The sequence below is a fragment of the Thermonema rossianum DSM 10300 genome (genome assembly GCF_000426825.1).
GTDB lineage: Bacteria > Bacteroidota > Bacteroidia > Cytophagales > Thermonemataceae > Thermonema > Thermonema rossianum.
This window is the reverse complement of record NZ_AUGC01000001.1, coordinates 392,058-414,183: the sequence shown is the minus strand read 5'-3', so window position 1 is coordinate 414,183 and position 22,126 is coordinate 392,058. Positions and strand designations below refer to the sequence as shown.

Here is a 22,126-nt window from a genome sequence, read left to right as displayed (position 1 = left end):
GTTATGACAAGATGTTTATTCACTGAGTACCGGTTGTTCGTCGTATTTAAACACCTTCGGCAACTACCTCTTTCACTTCGGGCACCATACGTTTAAGCAGGTTTTCAATACCGGCTTTCAGGGTCATGGTAGAAGAAGGGCAACCACTGCACGCCCCCTGCAACAATACCTTCACCTGTCCGGTGGCTTCGTCGAAGGAATGGAAGGTAATGGCGCCACCGTCTTGCTCTACGGCCGGGCGCACGTACTCGTCCAAGATGCTTTTTATCTTTTGCACTATCAACGAATCGCCTTCGCGGATGGCATTGCTGCTTACGGCCGCACTTTGCGCCAATACCGGCTTTTCTTCTTCCAAATACTGCTGCACAAACTGTTTGATTTGACGCACTACTTCTTCCCACTCGATGCTTTCGTTACGGGTCAGTGTGATGAAGTTGGCAGCAATAAACACTTTTTCTACAAAAGGGAACTCTTTAAAAATGGTTTCTGCCAAGGGCGAACCTTCTGCATGCTCCGGCGTAAACTCATAACTTTCACCATCGGCAACCAGCATAAAGTTCACCACAAACTTAAGAGACTGTGGGTTGGGGTTCGCCTCTGTGTACACATTCACATAGCGCTTTGGCTTCAGGGTTTGCATAATATTGTCCGTTGTTTTTATTTACAAACGCACAACAAAGGTAGCTTGTTCATTATGAGAATACAAAAGCAGCGCAAAGAAAAGCAGTTGGTAATTGTGGGTAAGGGCGGGCACGCCGCCGTCGTTGCCGATGCCGCTGCCTTGAGTGGTATGTATGCCACCATCACGCATGTTGAGCTCGATGCTCAATGGATGGCACAGCATCCTGAACAAGCTGCCGGAATGATTGCAGGGTGGCAAGCCCGCTGCGCGCCCTGTGCATGGATTGTAGGCATAGGCGATAATTACCGGCGGGCGCAGCTCATGACTCAAATAGAAGCACTTCATGCCGTAGAGTGGGCTACCGTGTGCCATCCGGACAGCGTAGTGGCTGCGTCGGCACACATCGATGCCGGCAGCTTCGTAGCAGCCATGGCCGTGGTGGGCGTTCGTTGCCATGTAGGGCGCGGCTGCATCATCAATCATCACGCCTCGTTGGACCATGACAGCTATATGGATGCATTCAGCAGCCTGGCACCGGGGGTAATTACCGGCGGACAAGTGCGCATCGGACAGCGCGCAGCCATAGGATTGGGGGTACGTCTGCTTCAGCGTGTTTGTATAGGTCATGACACGGTCATAGGGGCGGGCGCTTTGGTGCTACGGCATGTGCCTGCGGAAGTGGTGGCCTATGGCACACCGGCCCAAGTGATACGCCGACGCCGGGTGGACGAACCTTATTTATAATGCTCCACTATTTCCAAGAGCTGCTCTACTTCTGCCACTTTGTGTGTTTCGCCCAGCTCTTTAAATGAAAAAATAAGATTCCGGCAGGCACGCGCCAAAATATCGGCATGCGTGCAGGGCTCAAAGAAAGCAGGTTGCGGCTCTACGTTCAATTGTTTGAGATATTCTTCTATGTCGTTCCTTACAAAGACAGAACCTTGGTTAAAAACATTGATGTAGCACTCTAACTCACGACTGCGATAAAGCAAAACAAACACCACGGGCAAATTCACGCCGTACACGGGCAGGTTCAAGCGCTGTGCAACCAGCAGGTAAAGCACACAGAGCGTCAGGGGGTTGCCCTTGCGGCTTTCGAGCACCAAATGAATCATGCTGTTGGAAGGGGCATGAAAGTTTTGGGTGTTGCCCGTGAATTTCCATTCTTTAAAAAATACGCGATTGAGCAGCTGTATTTGGTCGAGCGGGTGCAACCCTTCACGAAACTGAAACCATACATCATAATACAGGCGATTGAACTCTTGGGCAAGGTCTTCAAATGACAAGTCGGGATATTGATAGCGCGCCAGCAACCACATCCCCTTGAGCAAATTTTCTTGTTCGTACTCCATCCATGCTTGCAGGTCTTCTTTTAAAGATTCGAACTGCATGCGGTGGATGAGTCCTTCAATACGGCTCTGCACCAAAGGGTTCAGAGAAGCCTCCCATGCCCGCTCGAGATAAGGGATGGCTCTTTCGCCTAAGGAAAGCAAACGGTTGCTTACTTCCCGGTACACCACTTCGTCTTCGTCGTCCAATAGTGTAATAAGAGCCTGTAGTTCGCGTTCGTTCATGTATTCATTGGGTTTTGACATGCATTGACAGGTGGTCAAAAGACCTGCCGGAGTGTATCGGGCAGGTCTTCCATATGAGAAACAGCCACTTGGGGCTTTAAGTTTGTATTACGCCCACATTGAAGCGCTTGGTGATGGGCGCATGATTTGCTGCTTCTATGCCCATCGATATTACTTTGCGTGTTTCGAGTGGGTCTATGATGCCGTCGACCCACAAGCGGGCAGCCGCATAGTAAGGCGACAGCTGCTCGTTGTACATGGTGGTGATTTCTTCCAATAGTTGCTTTTCTTCCTCCGGGCTGATTTCTTTTCCTTTGGCTTTGAGTGATGCCACCTTGATTTGCAAGAGTGTTTTGGCAGCCGATGCCCCGCTCATCACAGCGATTTGTGCCGTGGGCCAGGCATAAATCAAACGGGGGTCATAGGCTTTGCCACACATGGCGTAGTTGCCGGCACCGTACGAGTTGCCCACAATGATGGTAAATTTGGGTACCACAGAGTTCGCCACGGCATTCACCATTTTGGCACCGTCTTTAATGATGCCGCCATGTTCGGACCGGCTCCCTACCATGAAGCCGGTTACATCTTGCAAAAAGACCAAGGGTATCTGTTGTTGGTTGCAAAGCATGATAAAGCGGGCTGCTTTGTCGGCAGAGTCGGAATAAATGACACCACCCATCTGCATTTCGCCTTTTTTCGATTTCACAATGGACCGTTGATTGGCCACAATGCCCACAGCCCAGCCATCGATGCGCGCACGGGCACAAATGATGGTTTTGCCGTACAGGGGCTTGTATTCCTCAAACTCAGAGTTATCGACCAAACGTTTGATGATTTCGCGCATGTCGTAAGGCTTCACGCGGTCGGCCGGCAACAGGCTGTAAATTTCTTCCGGGTTTTCTTTTGGGAGCGCCGGCTCCGCACGGTCAAAGCCGGCTTTGGGGAAGTGCCCCATCTTATCCATAATTTTTTTGATGGCATCCAGGCACTCCTCATCCGAATCGTACATATTGTCCGTAACGCCCGATATTTCGCAGTGGGTGCTTGCCCCGCCCAAAGTTTCGGCATCTACGTCTTCACCTATGGACGCCTTCACCAAATAAGGACCTGCCAGGAATACCGAACCGGTACCTTTTACGATGAGTGCCTCATCGGACATGATGGGCAAGTAGGCGCCACCTGCCACACAGCTACCCATGATGGCAGCAATTTGCGGGATGCCTTCTGCCGACATGACCGCATTGTTTCTGAAAATGCGCCCGAAATGCTCTTTGTCGGGGAATACTTCGGCTTGCATGGGCAGATATACGCCGGCACTATCGACTAAATAAATGATAGGGATGCGGTTTTCCATAGCTATTTCTTGCGCCCGCAAGTTCTTTTTGGCGGTCATGGGGAACCATGCGCCTGCTTTCACGGTAGCATCGTTGGCAACCACTATGCATTGGCGCCCACTCACGTAGCCCATCACCACCACCACACCGGCCGAAGGGCATCCGCCCTCTTCCTCATACATGCCATAGGCAGCCAGCGCCCCAATTTCGAGCCGTGGCTTGTCTTTATCCAACAAATAATCGATACGTTCGCGGGCTGTCAGTTTGCCTTGCTTATGCTGTTTTTCAATACGCTTCTCTCCTCCTCCCAAATATACTTTCTCCAGGCGGCTTTTGAGTTGAAACAGTTTTTGTTTCATTTCGTCGGCATTGCGCTTCTGCTCCAAGTCGGTTGTTGCTGTGTTTTTCATGGCTTAGGTATAAATTGTTTTAATACAACTTTTTCTTTTCAAAATTACATAAAAACACATTCAATTCAACAAAGAGCATTCGAAATAGCGCAAGCCCGTATTCAATAGCTCTTGTGCATGCCGGCAGGGAAGACAATTATAAAATCGGCTTTTTCCTGATGTACTTCCTCCAACTTTTTCAACTGCTCTTGCTCCACGCAGCTGATGGTCAGCAAGCGCAAGCCGGGGCGCAAGCGCCGCAGATACCACACAATGCCTTCGTGGTAGTCGGAATGGAAGCTGCCATGATAATGAATGAGCTTACTTTTTTGTTCAAGTGCCTGCACAATAAAATGAGCCATGGTGGCATCTTTCAAAGCTTGTGCCGCTACGAAGTTAGTGGCTTGCATGCCTTGTCCGTGGTTTCCGCCCATCATCTCGCGCATTTGGCTGTAGCTGCGCAGCTCTTGGTCTATGGTGATGGGCAAAGGGGCCATCCATGCTTTGGCTTGCGCCGGCAGGCTGTCGAGTATGGCCGGCCCGTGGTGTGCCACCATGTGGGCATAGCGGCGGGGCACATTGGTTGCCCAAACCGGTATGCTGTGCTGCTTTGCCCACTCTATCAAGGGGCGATAGTCGGTGCGGTAGTTGTCCCACACCTTGGCTTCTTTTAGGAAGTAGGATTCTTTGATTTGTCCACGCAGGTATTCATCCAATATCAGTTGGTCGTCGGCTTCGAACATTTCCAGCCCCAAGGCATAGGTCCCGGGCATGGCGGTGGTCAAATCGCGCAGCAGCTCCCACTCCAGCCAATGGGCAAGGCTATTGTTGTGCTGTTCGCCGAACAATACCACGTCGGCTGCTTCAAGGCGTTTCAGCATGGTGCCATAGGCTATTTGCTTGCCTTTGGCATCAAAGATGACGTATGCCGGTTTGTCTTTGTCTTGTGCATATGCCTGCATGACTACCGATAACAAAGTGAAATAAACAGCAAGTGCAATTGTTCTCATGGTACTCTTTGTTTTACAACTTACATAATATCGCGCAGAATAGAAAGACTGCGTATTTCTTCAAAGTGTGTGGTGTGCTCGCTAATCAAGCGAGGCAAAGCCTCCAGCAGGTCGCTGCGCAGGGCAGGCGGCAACGGCACCTGCTGTGGTGGCATTGGTGCATTCAGGCAAGCAAGCGCAGGGGCAAGCGAAGCATCGAAATGATAAGGTGTGTGTGCATTGAGTTCTTGCAGCAGCTGCGTCTCATGAGCCGGCATTAAGCCCATTTGTGCCAAATAGTGTAGTAAAAACCAAAGGGCATAGGTACGCAGCTGTGGTGTTTCTTCCAATACCAGCAATGCATGATGCACGAAATCAAACATGGCCGGGTCAGCCGTCTCTTCTTTGCGCGTTTTATAAAGCAGCTCTGCCAGAAAATACAGTATCGACACTTTTAGCGGATGAGAGAGGCGCACCATGGGAAGCCATAAAGGCGTGGCTTCTTTTAGCCGTCCTAAGCCGCCGCTTTGCTTGGGCAGATACACCACCATATCCAACACACTCATGTGCTGAAACCAACCCATAGGAAACGACGGTTTGGCTTTACGCACACCATTCACCACTAAGGACAACCTGCCCTGCTCCCGGCTGTAAGTATGTACAATCAAAGAAGATTCTCTATATTTCAGTGTATGAAGAATAATCGCCTGAGTTTTGCTTAACATGTATCGTCCGGGATTTGCGCTTATCTGCTGTCTTTTGCTTCAAAGCTTTGCCGCTTGGTCGCAAGAAGTAAAGCTATCAAAAAAATATTATTTGGTGCATTGGTACCGCGAAGGATGCCGCCCTTGTGCCCGGCTGGATAGCGTGCTTGCTTTGTGGGTCCCCACACAAGACAGCCTGCATTATGAACGGCGCCTTTACACAGAGCAAAAAGACGTTGCCCTCACCCACCTGCCGGCTTTATCGCTGTATGCCCCCAACGATTCGTTGCTATGGACCCAAAGCGGCTTCCGGGCATATGAATGGGCGCAGAAGCGCCATACGCATTTTTTAAGAACACAAATGGCAGCCCGCTATGATTCGGCAGCCGCCGCCATGAGCGGCGAATGGCAAGAAGCGCTCAAGAGCGCCAAACGAAGCGGCAAACTTATTCTGGCATGGATGACACACCCGGAATGCTATGCCTGCCATCAGTTATTTGTAGAGACATGGCTGCAAGACAGCCTGTATCAACGCTTAACGCCCTATTTCGATGCCTACCTGATAGATATCACACGCGATGCTAATCGCTACTTTCGCAACCTTCTGAACTACCGCTCTTTGCCTGCGGTCTTTGTGCTCAACGACAAAGAGCGTACACAAGCCGAAATTACGGGCTACCTGCCCGCTCCCCTGCTCACCGACAGTCTCTTACAAACAGCTGCCAATATTGGTGCGGCGGCTTCGTTTGTTTATGAACAGAGTTATAAGGCGGCGCTTAGGAAAGCCAAAAATAACCGGCGTGCCCTGGTGTGGGCAGTGATAGGCGAAAAGAACTGCGAAGCCTGCGAATCTGTCTTTACTCAATACTTGCAATATGCCCCTTTGCGAAGCTGGACGCTCCGGTATGCCATAGCCGGTTATTTTCTGTTTCGACAACTGCCCGACCGCCACAAGCTGCGTTTTCTGAGCGAAGAGCGCCCCTTTGTGTTGGTACTCACGCCCGAAGGGAATATTATTGAACACCTTTCACCCGCACCTGCTCCACAACTGCTTTACGACCGGCTGCAGAACTATTGAAGCCCCCCCGGCAAACACAAACAGACCGCACAGCTTTCTACTTTTTTTCCGATATTTGCTAATTCGAACACAATAAAACAGTTATGTTAGAAGGTCCGTCGATACAAACAGACATGGTCAAAGCATTGGAGGACTTCCTTTCAGTGCCCAGAAAAGTAGCCATTACCATGCATCACAACCCCGATGCCGACGCCTTAGGCTCTGCTTTGGGATTGGCCCGGTATCTGAAGAAGAAAGGACATCAAACGCTCGTTATTAGCCCCAGCGCTTATCCCGGCTTCTTGGAATGGCTGCCTCAGGACGGCGAAGTCATTGTTTTTGAAGAAGCCGAAACCGAAGATATAAAGCAAGCCATTGATGCGTGTGATTTGGTCGCTTATCTCGATTTTTCGGTACCCTCCCGTATGGAAGCACTCGAACCTTTGTTTAGCGGACTCGACAAACCCAGTTTGCTCCTCGACCACCACATAGCCCCGACCATACAGGCCACCTTCCATTTTTGGGACCCGGCAGCCGCTGCTACCGCACAAATGGTGTATCGTTTAATAGCTGCCATGGGCGACCTCGAACTGCTTGACCCTCACATTGGCGAAGCCATTTATGCGGGTATAGTAACCGACACAGGCTCTTTCAAATACCCTTCCACCAGCCGGGAAGTGCATGAAATTGCCGGGCATATGATAGATATTGGCGTACCCACCTCCACCATACACTATCGCATCTACGACAACAACTCTGAAAACCGCCTGCGCCTGCTCGGCTATCTTCTATCGGAAAAATTGCGGGTTCTACCTGAATACCGCACCGCTTACTTTACCCTAAGTGCCGATGAACAGGAACGCTTTTGCACCGAGAAAGGCGACACCGAAGGCTTCGTAAACTACGCTCTTTCTATTCGGGACATTGTATTTGCTGCCATCTTCATGGAAAAGGAAGGGAAAATAAAAATATCTTTCCGTTCGATTGGCAGCTTCCCCGTAAACGAGTTTGCACAAGCCCACTTCAATGGCGGCGGGCATAAAAATGCCGCCGGTGGTGCTTCTCATGTGTCTCTTGAAGAAACCGAAAAATTATTTTTAAGTTTGTTACCTCAATACAAAGAGCAACTGTTAAATGTCAAAAGGTAAAAAATTTATGCTGAAGCACCTATATGCCTTGTTGAGTGCAGCCCTTTTTCCGGCTCTGCCCATCAGCTGCGACCAATTTACCTCCACGGTAGCAAAACTCCCCTCGGGCGTACGTTATGAAATCCTGTCACAACATCCCGACTCCACTGCCATCACGGATGGCAGCTTGGTATCTTTTCATCTTCAGGTAAAAGGCACCACACCCAGCGGTAATGATACCATCTTGCAAACCACCTATCCTTTCAACACGCCTATCCTTTATCGCCCTATTAAGAACCCGCCGAAAGGCTCTTTCATGGAGCCGTTTTTGCTGCTGCACAAAGGCGACAGTGCCCGTATTTGGGTACCCGCCGACTCGGTCGTCAAGCAAATCAGCATGCCCGAATTTCCTGAATACCTCAAACCCGGCAGCGATATTGAATACACCGTTACCATTCTGGACGTAAAAACGCCGGACTACTTCAAAAAGCAATTTGAACAGATGCAACAGCAGCAACGTGCCCAAGTAGAGCAAAGCGAGCGCGCTCAAATACGTGAATATTTAAAGAAGAACGGGCTAAAAGCCGACTCCACTGAAAACGGCTTGTATTACATCAAAGAAGTAACCACCGACGGACCACTTGCCCAAGCCGGCGATGTAGTGAGCGTGTATTACTCTTTACAGCTGCTTGCCAAACCCGACACACTTATCGAGTCAAACAAAGATGCACAGCCGTTCGAGTTCGTCCTGGGCAAAGGTGAAGTCATCAAAGGATGGGACGAAGGCATTGCCCTCTTCCGCAAAGGTGAAAAAGGCAAACTGATTGTTCCTTCTTATTTAGGCTACGGCGCAAGACGCATGGGCGAAGCCATTCCGCCTAACTCCATTCTTATTTTTGATATAGAAATAGTGGACATACGCAAAGAGAAAAAAATAGAAAAAGAATAAACTATGAAGCGATTCTGCACGGCAGCCGGCCTGCTGGCGCTCTTTGCTCTGGGCGCATGCAAAAATACCAACGAGCAAGCGGAGTTTCTCGACAAAAAAACCAAAGAAAACGAAAGCATCATTCAGCAGTATATTGCAGACAAGGGGCTGCAAATGCAAAAGACGGAAGATGGTGTCTATTATTATGTAGAAGGCACGCCCACAAGTACTCAAGCTGCCAACGACTCACTCTTTCATCATGTGTTCATTCAATATGAAACCTATCTTTTACCCTACGAAACCTTAATTGATGACCGCTATAAGCGTGCCGGCAACGACACCTTGCGCTTCCCTTATGGTACCACCTATGCCTACAACACACTGACCCTGCCCATCGGCATCAGTCAAATGGTTGATTTGATGAAACCCGGGCAAAACGGTATATTTTTGGTCAACTATTTGCGTGGCTATGGCGAAAGGGGCACTCCCTTCATGCCCCCTTATTCGCCCATACGGGTTGACCTGGCTTTGAAAGCAGTAAAAACCGACGCGCAGCTCATCGACGACTATATTGCCCGGAAGGGCTATTCCAATGTAGTGGAACTGGACGAAGGCGTGAAATATGTGCGTTTGATAGCTCCCCCCGATGGGGCTGAACAAGTAGGCGACTCCGTCAATGTAGTGGTGAATTACATTCTGCGCTCTGTAGAAGATAAAACCTACGACAGTGGCAGTGACTTCAAGTTTTTCTTGTTCCCGCGCGATACGACCCAAACAGACGAGAGTGACCCTGTCAACCTGAGTACTGTGATAGAGGGCTGGCAGATAGGTGTTTCGCAAATGTATGTAGGCGAACGGGGGGTGCTGTTTGTACCTTCCGGCGTAGGTTATGGCAAAAATGGTAGTGGCAGTATCCCCCCCTATGAACCGCTGGTTTTTGAAATAGAAGTAAAAGAACGCATATTACCCGGTGAATAATGGAAAAGATTTGCTTTGCTACCCATAATGCAAACAAACTAAAGGAAGTCCGGCAGCTCTTTCAGGAAGCGGGGCTTCCTTTTTTGTTGGTCAGCTTAGACGACATAGGTTGCACCGAAGACATTGCCGAAACAGCCGAAACCCTTGAAGGCAACGCCATGCTTAAGGCGCGCCATATATGGACACATTACCATATGCCTGTTTTTGCCGATGATACCGGCCTGGAGGTAAAGGCATTGCAGGGTGCACCGGGCGTGTATTCGGCACGCTATGCCGGTCCCCAAAAAAGTGATAGCGACAATGTGAAAAAGCTACTCGAAGCGCTACGGGGCATAGAAAACCGGCAAGCCCGTTTCCGCACTTGCATTGCCTTCATCGATACAGACGGACAAGAGCACCTATTCGAAGGAATCGTAGAAGGGCACATCACACATATGCCTCGCGGCACACAAGGTTTCGGCTACGACCCGGTATTTTGCCCTGCAGGCGATACGCGCACTTTTGCAGAGATGCCACTCGACGAAAAAAATAAAATCAGCCACCGTGCCAGAGCTTTTCAGGCTTTTTGCCGGTGGCTGCGCAGTCAAGTCTCGTGATTTTTTTGATGCTTATACATCAGTTTGGCATCAAAAATGCATATAGCATAAAATGTCGAACATCAAACGAATATAGTTATGAAAAAGATCATCTATTTAAGCGTATTTCTGTTGAGTGGCACTTTGCTTTTCAGTGCATGTAAGAAAAAGGCAAGCCTGCCACCCGACGAGCAGGAAGTGATTGTACCTTGCTCCGGTCCCGAGTACTGGACCAGCAAAGATGTTTTCCGTGCCAATGCCATTGGCGAAAGCTATGACCAAATGACAGCCAAGAAGAAAGCCCTGAGCAACGCACGCGCTGAATTGGCTGCCAGCATCTCTACCGTCTTAAAAGGTGTTACCGACAACTATGTGAACTCGCGGGAATTCAATAACCGGGAAGAAGTAGAAGAGCGCTACGAGAGCTTAAACCGCGAAGTAGTAAATCAGGAGCTGAATGGCATTCGCACCATTTGCGAAAAGCAAGTAAAAACCAAAGAAGGTAAATACAAAACCTATATTGCCATAGAATTGGCTTCTGAAAAACTGCTGGAAGCTTACAACGAGCGTATGCAAAAGCTATCACGTGAAGAACGCATGCGCATCGATTATGATTATGAGAAGTTTAAGAAGACCTTCGAAAAAGAAATGGAAAAATTCAGCGAAGGCAGACCTTAATCCCTGTTTCTTCCTGCACACAAAAGCAAGGCTCTTTCTACAAAAAGAGCCTTCTTTTTTTAATGGTTGTTGTCTGCTTTTTTGATTTGAATCTTCTTGTTGATATTGCGTATTCCCTCACGAAAAGGTGCTATTACTCGTAAAACCCCATCTTCAAAAATGGCTTCAATACGCTGTGCATCTACATGAGGCAAAATTGGGTACACGCCCATAAACATGGGAAACACCATGCCGTCTTCGCTATGAGTCAACTCATTATGAGTAAATACCACCAGTTGCCCGTTTTGTATCTCTACACCATAATTTTCATACTCCAAGGTAGGCGTGTAGAACTCGGCAACGTAGGCATTGGCCGTTTGTTGCAGTTGCACACGGGTAGGCACAATACCGCCTTGCGTTACCGTCAGGCATTGCGCTTGCTTTGCCAGCTGTTTGGTTAGTTGTTTGTCTATTGCCAACATCACTATTCCCTCCTTTCTCTATTTTTTTAATAAGATAAAACAAACAATATGCCGCCTTGCATTTTCCGACAAAGTGGCACCACAAGCTGACAGTGTGGCGCAAAATAAAAACCCGGCATGCATCCATGCCGGGCTGTTTATGACTTTTATGGCCTCTGCATTGAAACATTAGGCATTGGCTGCAGCTTTTAATGCTTCAACCATTGTGCTGCCTATTTCAGCAGGTGATTTCACTACATGAATGCCGCACTCTGCCATAATCTTCATTTTAGCCTGTGCGGTATCATCTTTTCCGCCCACGATGGCACCGGCATGCCCCATGCGACGTCCTTTGGGGGCTGTTTGTCCGGCAATAAAACCAACTACGGGCTTGGTACCATGCTCTTTAATCCAGCGGGCTGCTTCGGCTTCCATGCCCCCGCCAATTTCCCCAATCATGATGATGCCTTCGGTTTCGGGGTCATTCATCAACAGCTCTACGGCTTCTTTGGTGGAAGTGCCAATGATGGGGTCGCCCCCAATACCAATGGCTGTCGAGATACCCAAGCCGGCTTTTACCACTTGGTCGGCAGCTTCATAGGTAAGTGTGCCTGATTTCGATACAATACCGATTTTACCGGGCTTAAATACGAAACCGGGCATAATGCCTACTTTGGCTTCACCGGGGGTAATCACACCAGGGCAGTTGGGGCCTATCAAGCGGGATTTTTTGCCTTTCAAGTACTCCTTCACATACATCATATCACGCACCGGAATGCCCTCAGTGATGGCGATGATCACCTCAATACCGGCATCGGCGGCTTCCATGATGGCATCGGCAGCAAAAGCCGGTGGTACGAAAATAATAGATACGTTGGCTTGTACTTGTTCTACGGCTTCTTTTACAGTGTTAAACACCGGGCGGTCCAAATGTTTTTGTCCGCCTTTGCCGGGTGTTACGCCCCCTACCACATTGGTGCCATATTCTATCATTTGCTCCGCGTGAAAGGTACCTTCAGAGCCTGTAAATCCCTGAACGATAACGCGAGAATTCTTATTGACCAAAACGCTCATAACAATGAATTTAATATTTAACGATATGCACAAAAATAACTTTTTCTGTTGCTTTGGCAAAAGCAAAATTATAGAAGATAGCGCTTTTTCAACTGTTTGCAAGAAACTCTCAAGGGGGCGCCACTGTTTTAGTGAAAAGTCTCAAAAACCAAACTGTAGCCATGAGTAAAAAAAGTAAACGTCTTAAAGACAAAGGGAAGCCACGCGTTCATCCTGAATTAGAAGGCTTTGATATTACCATCAACTCATTTGGGGAAATCAACAGCACCTATGACATCGATAAAATCAATGAGTTTTTGAACCGGAAGGTAAAAGACAAAAAATTAAAAGACAGAGACGATTTGCCTTTCAATCAATTAAAAGACGAAGAAGAATAAGCTAACCCCATAATAAAAAGCAGATGCGCACAAGCACATCTGCTTTTTTGCCATGTTATTACAAGCACAGTCACGCCTTCTGCTCTTGTTCTGCCGCTTGCTGCTGTTCTTGGTTGTGAATATCTTCTTTAAAAAAGCGCTTTTGAAAAAGCAAGATAGCTGCCACTCCCACGAATATAGCTGCATCGGCGACGTTGAAAATAGGCCACAGTGCCATATAGTCGCCCCCAATCAGGGGCACCCACTCGGGCACATAGCCTTCCCATATGTCTATGTAAAACATATCGACCACCTGCCCATAAAGCCATGGCATGGGTGCATGCAGCGGGGCATTGTTGAGCCAAACACCATAAAAGACACTATCGATAAGGTTGCCCACGGCTCCTCCTAAAATAAGAGCCACACACAGCTGCAAACCGCGGGGCATGCCTTTCTTTACGATATGTACCAGATAGTAGGCAATGGCGCCCATAGCAATGATGCGAAAAGTGGTAAGCAACAGTTTGCCATAGCTACCACCAAAAGTTGCCCCAAAAGCCATTCCTTCATTGAGTGTGTAGTGCAACTTGAACCAGCCGTCAAATATGGGGATTTCTTCGCCCAGTTGCATATTATGAGCCACCCACAGTTTGACCAGCTGATCTATGATAATCACTGCCAATGCAAGCCCAAATACCGGAATATATCTTTTCATAAAATGTGGTGCTTATTGTTCCATGATTTCATCTAAGGATTCGGCATGTGCCTGTATGATATGCTGAATGTCTTCTTCGCTCAGGGCTGCCGAACAAAACCAGCTTTCAAATTGCGAAGGTGCCAGGTAAACCCCACGGCGCAGCATTGCTTGGAAATACCCGGCAAACAGCTGCAGGTCACAAGTTTTAGCTGTAGCAAAATCATACACCGGCTGCTCTGTAAAGAAAACATTGAGCATTGACCCTATTTTATTCATAGTAAAGTTTAGCCCACGCTTTTCCAGCTCTTCTTTCATGCCCTTGTACAGCTTGTCACCAATGCTTTCAAGGCGGGCATATATGGCCGAGTTTTCGCGCAATTCACGCAAGATGGCCAACCCTGCCGCCATGGCTACGGGGTTTCCCGAGAGCGTACCGGCTTGATATACCTTACCCACAGGCGACACCTTTTCCATGATTTCGCGCTTGCCACCGTATGCTCCCACGGGCATTCCGCCGCCAATCACCTTTCCTAAGGTGGTGAGGTCGGGCAAGATACCAAAGCGCTCTTGTGCCCCACCGGGTGCCAGACGGAAGCCTGTCATCACTTCATCAAAAATCAACACAATACCATGTTTGTCGCACAGGTCACGCAGCCCTTGCAAATAACCGGGCTTAGGCAGCACACATCCCATATTGCCGGCTACCGGCTCCACAATGATGGCAGCTATTTGTTCGGGGAATTGTGCAACCAAGGCTTCCACGGCTTCCAGGTCGTTGTAAGGGGCTATGAGGGTGTCTTGTGCCGTTCCCGGCGTTACCCCCGGGCTATTGGGGGTGCCCATAGTAGCTGCCCCACTACCGGCAGCTATGAGGAAGGAGTCACCATGCCCATGATAACACCCATCGAATTTAATAATCTTGTGGCGTCCGGTATAGCCACGCGCCAAGCGAATGGCCGACATGGTGGCTTCGGTTCCGGAATTGACCATGCGCACCATTTCAACCGAAGGCACCATGGAAATAATCAGTTCTGCCATTTCGACTTCAAGCCGGGTAGGCGCACCAAACGAGGGGGAATCGGCCGCCGCTTTTTGAATGGCTTCTACCACAGGGGCATAGGCATGCCCCAAAATCATGGGGCCCCAAGAGTTGATGCAGTCGATATAACGGTTTCCGTCTTCGTCATAGAGGTAAGCCCCTTCGGCTTTCTTAATAAACAGAGGTTGTCCCCCTACGGCTTGAAAAGCACGCACCGGTGAATTAACCCCACCGGGAATTACTTTCTTAGCGCGGTCAAACAGAACTACACTTTTGTCGATATTCATAATAGTAAAAGCTAGTTGTGAACAGGATAGTTTACAATCTGTATTTTTTCTTCTTCGTATTTCAGTATAGGCACAAATATATTGATAAGTCCTTGCCCTTTTTCTTTTTTGAAAAGATAAGGACGCAGTGTCATGGCTGTTGGGGGATTTCCGGCAAGCGACAGCCAGCCTGTGGCGGGGTCTGCTTGCAAAGCACGCCCCAACAGACGCAAGGCATCATAAGTAAGGTAAGCTTCTATGGGCGGGCGGCGGTAGTTGCCGGTGTGTGCAATGCGATATGCCCACCAATTGAACTTCGCCAAAAAAGGTTCTTGGGTGTTGAAAGGGCGAAATTCGGGAGCAACAAAATACACGGGCATGCCACTGAGCTCTTTGGCCTCCAAATGCCCATGCAAGCGCCATTCATCGGGCACCAGCAGCATATTTTTAAGCTCTTTGTCTTTCCAATATTGTAGCATGAGCTTTTCAAACAGCTGGCTTGTGCTTAAACAATATACAAAGTCAAAGGAAGTCACGCCCCATTCGCTTAGTAAGGTGGACAGTCGTGGCAAGTCTTCACTTTTAACAAGACGAGCACTTAAATCGATGCCTTCGGTGCGCAGCCGGTCCATTTGAGTCCGGGCTTTGCCTGCCATTTCTTCGGTGTACAGCAATATACCCCGTGTTTTTACTTTTTGTATCAGGAAAGAAGCCATGGCGCGGCTCTCATGATGTTCAGAGGCGCGCATCACAATACTAAAAGGCGAGGCTGCAAGGTCCTCACTCCCATGATGTACTTGCACCACCGGGATTCCCAATTTTTCGGCCAGCCGCAGCTGCAGCAGGTAGGCGTCCATTTCAGGCGAAGCAATCATGGCATCGGCAAAAGCAAACTCACCGTATTCTGCCCATGCAAATAAAGAATCTTTTGCTCTTTGCCAGTCGTAGGCTACCAAAACCCAGCGCTTGCCCAGCGAGTCGACGATGGCTTCTGCCGCCTTGGCAGCCCAAAAAGCCGAAGCACCGGGGCTGTGCATCATACGTTGCTTGTAAGTAAGGGTATCGATGGTTTTCAAGGTGTCCAGAGAGAAGTTGTAAAAGAGCACGGCGTAAAGCGTGTCGTTTTGCGGGCGCACCACTTCTATGCTAATTGACTCGGGCACTTCGAGGTTATACTCGGCAATGAGCCGTTTCATCAGTGCGATGTCCTCTACACTACGAGCATGCTTCGCCAAATGATTGACCATGATTTGAGCCAAGAACAAGTCTTCGGGATACAGCGCAAGAAGGTTTTCCAGTACTTTACGGGGGCGCCGCTGAAGGTAGTAGCCTTTCATGCTGTTGGCTGCGTTGTGCAGGTCTATATTGCCGATTTTTGCAATATAACGGAAAGCAAGCGGGTCCTCTTCTTTTTCAAAAGCTATGTTGGCAAGTAAGTAAAACACCTCGTCTATGCGCTCCCAAGGGGTGGTGCGGTTCAATATGTTGAGTAAAAAAGCTTCGGCATCGTCGTATTGCTGCATTTGAAAGGCACAAAGTGCAGAGAAGTAATAAGCTTCCACCTCATAGGGGTTGGCGGGCTCGCTCACGCGCAGCTGTGCCCATATGCGTGCCGCTTCTGCCCATTGGCCTGTGTCGGTATAGCGAACCGCTTCGGTAAAAAGCGCCTCATATTTGCTCGACTGTGCCCATGCCGGGCCGCCTGCCGTCAGCAGCAACAAAAACACGCAAAATATTGAATGTCGCAACATGATTCTCTCGTTTAATGAGACGGTAGTATTAGGCTCAAAATTAACAAAATTCAAAAGGAAGTGAAGGATTACAGCCAAAGAGTCTCTATGATTCTTCGGGCTCCTGCAAGGCGGTATTCAAAAAGTCGATAAATGGCTGCACAACGGTAGCATAGGCCAGCAGGCGATTCATAAAATCGGGCGCCAACACCTCCTCATCGCTGCATTGCTTACGTACAATCCACTGTTTATGACGAAGCAAGGTATGCAGCGCCTCCGGCGCATCGGCATATTCTTTGGGCAAACGCCGTAGTTTCTGCCCTTCCACTTCCGGGAAATAGCGTGCAAAGGTGCTTTGCTGCAAGATCGAAAGCAGCTTTTCCGCTTCGTAGTATATTTCCTGACGTACCGCTTTTTGCTGCGCGGTAGCCGGGGCATACAAACCTGCGGCTACAAAAGATGCTGCCGGCTCTATGTGTAAATAAAAGCCTGCCCACCCACTTTTGCGCCCTTCCGGTGCAATAAAGGCTCCAAAATTGGTTTTGTAAGGGCTTTTATCTTTACTAAAACGGGTATCGCGCGCCAAGCGAAATATGCACCGGGCAGCATGCAGGTTTTCTTGGCGATGCAAGTGCATGGTGGACTGAATGAAGGCTTCAACAAACTCCGAAAAGTTTTGCTTTGCCCGCTCATATGCTTGCCGGTGCGCCTGCATCCATTCGCGGTTGTTATTTTGCCCTATGCCCTGCAAAAAAGCAAGGGTTTCCGGATGAATCGTGTATTGCATCAGGCTTCTCCCATTGGTCCGCTATAAGGGATATGTTGATTTTTGCCGGCTTGAAGGGTAATCTCGCCAAAGTGGGCTTCATATTTTTTAATGTTGTCTTCCAAAGCCAATAAAAGGCGTTTGGCATGTTCGGGCGTCATAATCACACGGCTTTTCACTTTCGCTTTGGGCATGCCCGGCAGCATTTGAATAAAATCCAGCACAAACTCGCTGGGCGAGTGGGCAATCATGGCCAAGTTGGAATAAATGCCTTGTGCTACCTCTTCCGATATTTCTATGTTGATATTCTGCTTGTTGTCGTCTTGCATAACTTATTGTGATTTTTTTAAACAACATGAAGGTACAAAAAAGGCGCTCATTGTACAAATGAGCGCCTCGTGCTTGGCTTTATACCGGCTTAGGCTTTTATTTGCTCTTTGCCTTGCGCGTTGTTTTACGACGCTTGGGCTTCTCTTCTTCTTCTTTCTGAGCAGCCTCTGCCTGTAAAGCCTTTTCGTATTCTTCTTTCGAGAGCACGATATAATCTTGGTAACGACGGATGCCGGTACCGGCAGGCACAAGGTGTCCTACAATTACGTTTTCTTTGAGTCCGAGCAGCTCATCTGTTTTGGCGGCAACGGCTGCCTCGCTCAATACTTTCGTGGTTTCTTGGAACGAAGCCGCAGAGATGAAGCTTTCGGTACCCAGCGAAGCCTGCGTTATACCTTGCAGGGTGGGTTTTGCCACCGCTGGGCGGGCATCACGCACTTTCACCAGTTTCAGGTCTTTGCGGCGCAGCACAGAGTTCTCATCGCGCAGTTCGCGCATGGTCACAGGCTGGCCGGGGCTGAAACGGTTAGAATCGCCGGGGTCTTCTACAATCTTCAATTCAAGGATGCGGTCGTTCTCTTCACGGAACTTCCATTTTTCTACCAGCTCGCCGGGCAGGAAGTCTGTATCTCCGGGGTCAAGCACTTCTACCTTTTGCATCATCTGACGCACAATCACTTCGATGTGCTTGTCGTTGATTTTCACCCCTTGCAGACGGTACACCTCCTGGATTTCATTTACCAAGTAGGCCTGCACGGCGGTAGGTCCTTTGATAGCCAAGATGTCGTTGGGTGTAATGGCACCGTCGGAAAGAGGCGCACCGGCTTTCACGAAGTCGCCATCTTGCACCAGGATATGCTTCGACAAGGGTACCATGTATTTTCTTTGCACCCCGTCTTTGGCCTCTACAATAATCTCGCGGTTACCGCGCTTGATGTTGCCGAACTTCACAATACCATCAATGGCGCTCACCACCGCAGGGTTGGAAGGATTACGTGCTTCAAACAGCTCAGTTACCCTTGGCAAACCACCGGTAATGTCGCGGGTCTTACCAACGGCACGCGGTATTTTTGCCAACACCTGACCGGGCTTAATGGTGCTTCCTTCTTTGGCCACCACATAAGCCCCCACAGGGATGTTGTAGCTTTTCACCTCTCCACTGTCAGTAGTAATGACAATGGCGGGGTTTTTGGTTTTATCTTTCGATTCTACGATAATCTTCTCGCGGAAGCCGGTTTGCTCGTCCACTTCTTCCTTGCAGGTTACCCCTTCGATGATGGCTTCATAAGACACTTTGCCACCTACTTCGGAAAGGATAAGGGCGTTGTAAGCATCCCATTCGCAGATGATATCGCCTTTCTGCACGGTATCGCCTTCTTTCACATGCATCACTGCACCATAGGGCACGTGGTTGGTCACCAGCACCTTCTTCGTCTTGGGATCCACAATTTTTATTTCACCCATACGCGAGAAGACAATATCGGCTTCTTCGCCTTCGGTGGTTACCCCGCGAATCACCCGCATGTTTTCGAACTCAATCACGCCGGGGAATTTCGCCTTCAGGTTGGCATCTACCGCAATGTTGGAAGCTGTACCCCCTACGTGGAAGGTACGCAGGGTAAGCTGGGTACCGGGTTCACCAATCGACTGGGCGGCAATTACCCCTACTGCCTCGCCAATTTCCACCATGCGCCCGGTAGCGAGGTTGCGTCCATAACATTTGCGACAAATGCCCCGCTTGCTTTCACAAGTCAGCACCGAACGCACCTCTACCTCTTCAATGGCAGACTCTTCGATGCGCGCAGCGATTTCTTCGGTTATTTCTTCACCCGAGCGAACAATCAATTCATCGGTAATGGGGTCATATACATCATGCACCGACACCCGTCCCAAGATGCGTTCGCTAATGGGCTCTACAATATCCTCTTCGTTTTTCAGTGCACCGATGGAAATGCCACGCAGTGTGCCGCAGTCTTCTTCATTGACGATGACGTCCTGGGCTACGTCCACCAGACGGCGCGTCAAGTAACCGGCGTCTGCTGTTTTCAAAGCAGTATCGGCCAGACCTTTCCGCGCACCGTGGGTAGAGATAAAGTATTCGAGTACGTCGAGCCCTTCTTTAAAGTTCGACAAGATGGGGTTTTCAATAATAGCTCCCACCGAGCCTTGCAGACTCTTTTGTGGTTTAGCCATCAAACCACGCATACCACCCAACTGACGAATCTGCTCTTTTGAACCACGGGCTCCCGAGTCCATCATCATAAATACGGGATTGAAGCCCTGGTCATCTTCACGCATTTTCTCCAGCAAGATGTTCGTCAGCTTGTTGTTTACGCGGGTCCAAATGTCGATTACCTGATTGTAACGTTCGTTATCGGTAATCAGACCCATCATGTAGTTTTGATAAACGCTCTCTACTTCTTCCTTCGCTTTTGCGATGAGCTCGTGCTTTTCTTCCGGTACGATAATATCGCCCAAGCCAATAGACAAGCCCCCTTTGTAAGCCATGGTGTAGCCCAACTCCTTGATGTCGTCAAGGAATTTGGCTGTAGCGGGCACCCCTGCTTCTTTGTGCACCAAAGAAATGATTTTTTGAAGTTTTTTCTTGGTGAGCAGCTCGTTGATGAAACCAATATGCTCGGGTACAAACTGGTTAAAGATAACCCGCCCGGCAACGGTTTCAATCATTTTTTCAACCAACTGGTTGCCCTCTTTTACCTTCACTTTCACTTTAATGAAGGCATGCTTCGATATCTTGCCTTCATTCAGGGCAATAATTACCTCTTCGGGCGAATAGAAAATCATGCCTTCGCCGGGCACCGGTTGCTCTTCGGTGCTACGACGCCCTTTGGTGAGGTAATACAAGCCCAATACCATGTCTTGCGAGGGTACGGCAATAGGCGCACCGTTGGCAGGGCTCAAGATATTGTGGGTTGAAAGCATCAATAAGGATGCTTCAAGAATCGCTTCATTGCTCAAGGGCACGTGCACAGCCATTTGGTCGCCGTCGAAGTCAGCGTTGAAGGCGGTACATACCAATGGGTGCAGCTGAATGGCTTTCCCTTCAATCAATTTGGGTTGGAAAGCCTGAATCCCCAAACGGTGCAAGGTAGGTGCACGGTTCAGCAGCACGGGGTGCCCTTTCAGTACGTTTTCGAGAATATCCCAAATAACGGGGTCCTTACGGTCAACTATCTTCTTCGCTGTTTTTACCGTCTTTACGATACCGCGCTCAATCAGCTTACGGATAATAAAGGGCTTAAACAGCTCGGCAGCCATGTCTTTGGGCAAACCGCACTCATGCATTTTCAGTTCCGGCCCCACCACAATCACCGAACGGCCGGAGTAGTCCACACGCTTACCCAAAAGGTTCTGACGGAAACGCCCTTGTTTTCCTTTCAAGGTGTCGGAGAGGGATTTCAAAGCGCGGTTGCCGTCTGCTTTGACCGCATTCACTTTGCGCGAGTTGTCGAACAGAGAGTCGACGGCTTCCTGCAGCATACGCTTTTCGTTGCGCAGAATCACTTCCGGCGCTTTGATTTCGAGCAGTCGCTTCAAACGGTTGTTACGTATAATCACGCGGCGATACAGCTCGTTCAGGTCAGAGGTAGCAAAACGGCCGCCATCCAAAGGCACCAAGGGGCGCAATTCGGGCGGAATCACCGGCACCATGCGCACCACCATCCACTCGGGACGGTTTTCTATTTTCTTTTGCGCTTCCTGGAAAGCACGCACCACACGCAGGCGCTTCAAGGCTTCGGCGCGGCGCTGCTGCGAAGTGTCGTTGGCTGCCTGATGGCGCAGTTCATAAGACAATTTGTCTAAGTCAATGCGAGCCAAAAGCATTTCGAGCGCTTCGCCCCCCATCTTGGCAATGAACTTACGGGGGTCGCTGTCGTCGAGCATTTGGTTTTCGCGCGGCAGCTTATCCAAAATATCGAGGTATTCGTCTTCGGTAAGGAAGTCAAGGTAAGAAATGCCTTCCTCTTCGAGAATACCCGGTTGAATGACCACGTAGCGCTCGTAGTAAATGATTTGGTCGAGCTTTTTAGAAGACAGGCCCAATAAATAGCCTATCTTGTTGGGCAATGAGCGGAAGTACCAAATATGAGCTACCGGCACCACGAGCTCAATATGCCCCATGCGTTCGCGACGCACTTTCTTTTCAGTTACTTCTACCCCACAACGGTCGCAAACGATGCCTTTATAGCGAATACGTTTGTATTTGCCACAGTGACACTCATAGTCTTTAACCGGTCCGAAGATGCGCTCACAGAAAAGCCCACCCATCTCCGGCTTGTAGGTTCGGTAGTTGATAGTTTCGGGTTGGGTAACCTCCCCGTAGGAACTATCAAGGATTGATTCCGGCGATGCAAGGCTAATGGTAATAGCCTCGAAATTGCTGTTTACTTTTTTGCTTCTGCCGAATGCCATATCGTATATTTCAGGTTTGAGCTTGAATAAAAAGAGACG

Annotated in this window: 21 protein-coding genes; 8 read left to right on the top strand and 13 right to left on the bottom strand. The window is 49.2% G+C overall.

Annotated elements, in window-relative coordinates:
- Positions 1 to 46 precede the first annotated feature (46 nt).
- Entirely contained in the window at positions 47 to 640 is a 594-nt protein-coding gene (locus K384_RS01990) for a NifU family protein (RefSeq protein ID WP_038028798.1), read from the bottom strand.
- A gap of 54 nt (positions 641 to 694) precedes the next feature.
- On the opposite strand from K384_RS01990, the gene K384_RS01985 reads away from it, so the two are divergent.
- Positions 695 to 1,366 carry an acetyltransferase gene (locus tag K384_RS01985; RefSeq protein ID WP_051633024.1) on the top strand — a complete coding sequence of 224 codons (672 nt, stop codon included), beginning with the start codon at positions 695 to 697 and terminating at the stop codon, positions 1,364 to 1,366.
- Here the strand turns inward: K384_RS01985 and K384_RS01980 are convergent.
- The 4 genes from K384_RS01980 to recO all read right to left on the bottom strand — a co-directional run bounded on the left by K384_RS01980 (position 1,357) and on the right by recO (position 5,633).
- The gene (locus tag K384_RS01980) at positions 1,357 to 2,196 is read right to left on the bottom strand and encodes a transglutaminase-like domain-containing protein (protein ID WP_038028797.1); all 840 of its coding nucleotides are present in this window, start codon (positions 2,194 to 2,196) and stop codon (positions 1,357 to 1,359) included. The two genes, K384_RS01985 and K384_RS01980, sit on opposite strands and share 10 nt — an antisense overlap.
- A 97-nt stretch (positions 2,197 to 2,293) precedes the next feature.
- Positions 2,294 to 3,940, bottom strand: a complete 1,647-nt coding sequence (locus K384_RS01975) for an acyl-CoA carboxylase subunit beta (RefSeq protein ID WP_038028795.1) — start codon at positions 3,938 to 3,940, stop codon at positions 2,294 to 2,296.
- 101 nt (positions 3,941 to 4,041) lie between these two features.
- On the bottom strand, positions 4,042 to 4,929 hold the full coding sequence (locus tag K384_RS01970) for a ChaN family lipoprotein (RefSeq protein ID WP_038028793.1): 888 nt from the start codon (positions 4,927 to 4,929) through the stop codon (positions 4,042 to 4,044).
- A 20-nt stretch (positions 4,930 to 4,949) separates the two neighbouring features.
- The gene (gene recO / locus K384_RS01965) at positions 4,950 to 5,633 is read right to left on the bottom strand and encodes a DNA repair protein RecO (protein ID WP_038028791.1); all 684 of its coding nucleotides are present in this window, start codon (positions 5,631 to 5,633) and stop codon (positions 4,950 to 4,952) included.
- A gap of 94 nt (positions 5,634 to 5,727) precedes the next feature.
- On the opposite strand from recO, the gene K384_RS01960 reads away from it, so the two are divergent.
- The 6 genes from K384_RS01960 (at position 5,728) to K384_RS01935 (ending at position 10,955) form a co-directional block, all read left to right on the top strand.
- On the top strand, positions 5,728 to 6,690 hold the full coding sequence (locus tag K384_RS01960) for a thioredoxin family protein (protein WP_245605272.1): 963 nt from the start codon (positions 5,728 to 5,730) through the stop codon (positions 6,688 to 6,690).
- 83 nt (positions 6,691 to 6,773) lie between these two features.
- Positions 6,774 to 7,817 (top strand): DHH family phosphoesterase, encoded by a 1,044-nt coding sequence (locus tag K384_RS01955; RefSeq protein ID WP_051633023.1) that lies wholly within the window; start codon positions 6,774 to 6,776, stop codon positions 7,815 to 7,817.
- A 7-nt stretch (positions 7,818 to 7,824) separates the two neighbouring features.
- A complete protein-coding gene (locus K384_RS01950) occupies positions 7,825 to 8,745 on the top strand; it encodes an FKBP-type peptidyl-prolyl cis-trans isomerase (RefSeq protein ID WP_169737596.1) in 921 nt (306 codons plus the stop codon).
- Positions 8,746 to 8,748: 3 nt separating this feature from the next.
- Entirely contained in the window at positions 8,749 to 9,702 is a 954-nt protein-coding gene (locus K384_RS13195; protein ID WP_051633022.1) for an FKBP-type peptidyl-prolyl cis-trans isomerase, read from the top strand.
- A complete protein-coding gene (rdgB, locus tag K384_RS01940; RefSeq protein WP_211245207.1) occupies positions 9,702 to 10,298 on the top strand; it encodes an RdgB/HAM1 family non-canonical purine NTP pyrophosphatase in 597 nt (198 codons plus the stop codon). Before K384_RS13195 ends, rdgB begins: the two co-directional genes overlap by 1 nt.
- 78 nt (positions 10,299 to 10,376) lie before the next feature.
- Positions 10,377 to 10,955 (top strand): LPP20 family lipoprotein, encoded by a 579-nt coding sequence (locus K384_RS01935; RefSeq protein WP_051633021.1) that lies wholly within the window; start codon positions 10,377 to 10,379, stop codon positions 10,953 to 10,955.
- Between the two features lie 59 nt (positions 10,956 to 11,014).
- On the opposite strand, the gene K384_RS01930 is transcribed toward K384_RS01935, so the two are convergent.
- Both K384_RS01930 and sucD read right to left on the bottom strand, forming a co-directional pair.
- Positions 11,015 to 11,416 carry an Hsp20/alpha crystallin family protein gene (locus tag K384_RS01930; protein ID WP_038028782.1) on the bottom strand — a complete coding sequence of 134 codons (402 nt, stop codon included), beginning with the start codon at positions 11,414 to 11,416 and terminating at the stop codon, positions 11,015 to 11,017.
- Positions 11,417 to 11,584: 168 nt separating this feature from the next.
- The gene (sucD, locus tag K384_RS01925; RefSeq protein ID WP_038029028.1) at positions 11,585 to 12,469 is read right to left on the bottom strand and encodes a succinate--CoA ligase subunit alpha; all 885 of its coding nucleotides are present in this window, start codon (positions 12,467 to 12,469) and stop codon (positions 11,585 to 11,587) included.
- Between the two features lie 161 nt (positions 12,470 to 12,630).
- Between sucD and K384_RS01920 the strand changes: the two genes are divergently transcribed.
- Positions 12,631 to 12,846 carry a hypothetical protein gene (locus K384_RS01920; protein WP_038028780.1) on the top strand — a complete coding sequence of 72 codons (216 nt, stop codon included), beginning with the start codon at positions 12,631 to 12,633 and terminating at the stop codon, positions 12,844 to 12,846.
- A gap of 70 nt (positions 12,847 to 12,916) precedes the next feature.
- On the opposite strand, the gene K384_RS01915 is transcribed toward K384_RS01920, so the two are convergent.
- The 6 genes from K384_RS01915 to rpoC form a co-directional block, all read right to left on the bottom strand.
- A complete protein-coding gene (locus K384_RS01915) occupies positions 12,917 to 13,540 on the bottom strand; it encodes a lipoprotein signal peptidase (RefSeq protein WP_038028778.1) in 624 nt (207 codons plus the stop codon).
- A 12-nt stretch (positions 13,541 to 13,552) separates the two neighbouring features.
- On the bottom strand, positions 13,553 to 14,848 hold the full coding sequence (hemL, locus tag K384_RS01910; RefSeq protein WP_038028776.1) for a glutamate-1-semialdehyde 2,1-aminomutase: 1,296 nt from the start codon (positions 14,846 to 14,848) through the stop codon (positions 13,553 to 13,555).
- A gap of 11 nt (positions 14,849 to 14,859) precedes the next feature.
- Positions 14,860 to 16,578 carry a tetratricopeptide repeat protein gene (locus K384_RS01905; protein WP_038028774.1) on the bottom strand — a complete coding sequence of 573 codons (1,719 nt, stop codon included), beginning with the start codon at positions 16,576 to 16,578 and terminating at the stop codon, positions 14,860 to 14,862.
- A gap of 85 nt (positions 16,579 to 16,663) precedes the next feature.
- Positions 16,664 to 17,344, bottom strand: a complete 681-nt coding sequence (locus K384_RS01900; RefSeq protein ID WP_038028772.1) for a DUF2461 domain-containing protein — start codon at positions 17,342 to 17,344, stop codon at positions 16,664 to 16,666.
- Positions 17,344 to 17,652, bottom strand: coding sequence for a DUF3467 domain-containing protein (locus K384_RS01895; RefSeq protein ID WP_038028770.1), 309 nt, complete (start codon positions 17,650 to 17,652; stop codon positions 17,344 to 17,346). Before K384_RS01895 ends, K384_RS01900 begins: the two co-directional genes overlap by 1 nt.
- Positions 17,653 to 17,749: 97 nt before the next feature.
- Positions 17,750 to 22,087, bottom strand: a complete 4,338-nt coding sequence (gene rpoC, locus K384_RS01890) for a DNA-directed RNA polymerase subunit beta' (protein ID WP_038028768.1) — start codon at positions 22,085 to 22,087, stop codon at positions 17,750 to 17,752.
- Positions 22,088 to 22,126: the final 39 nt, after the last annotated feature.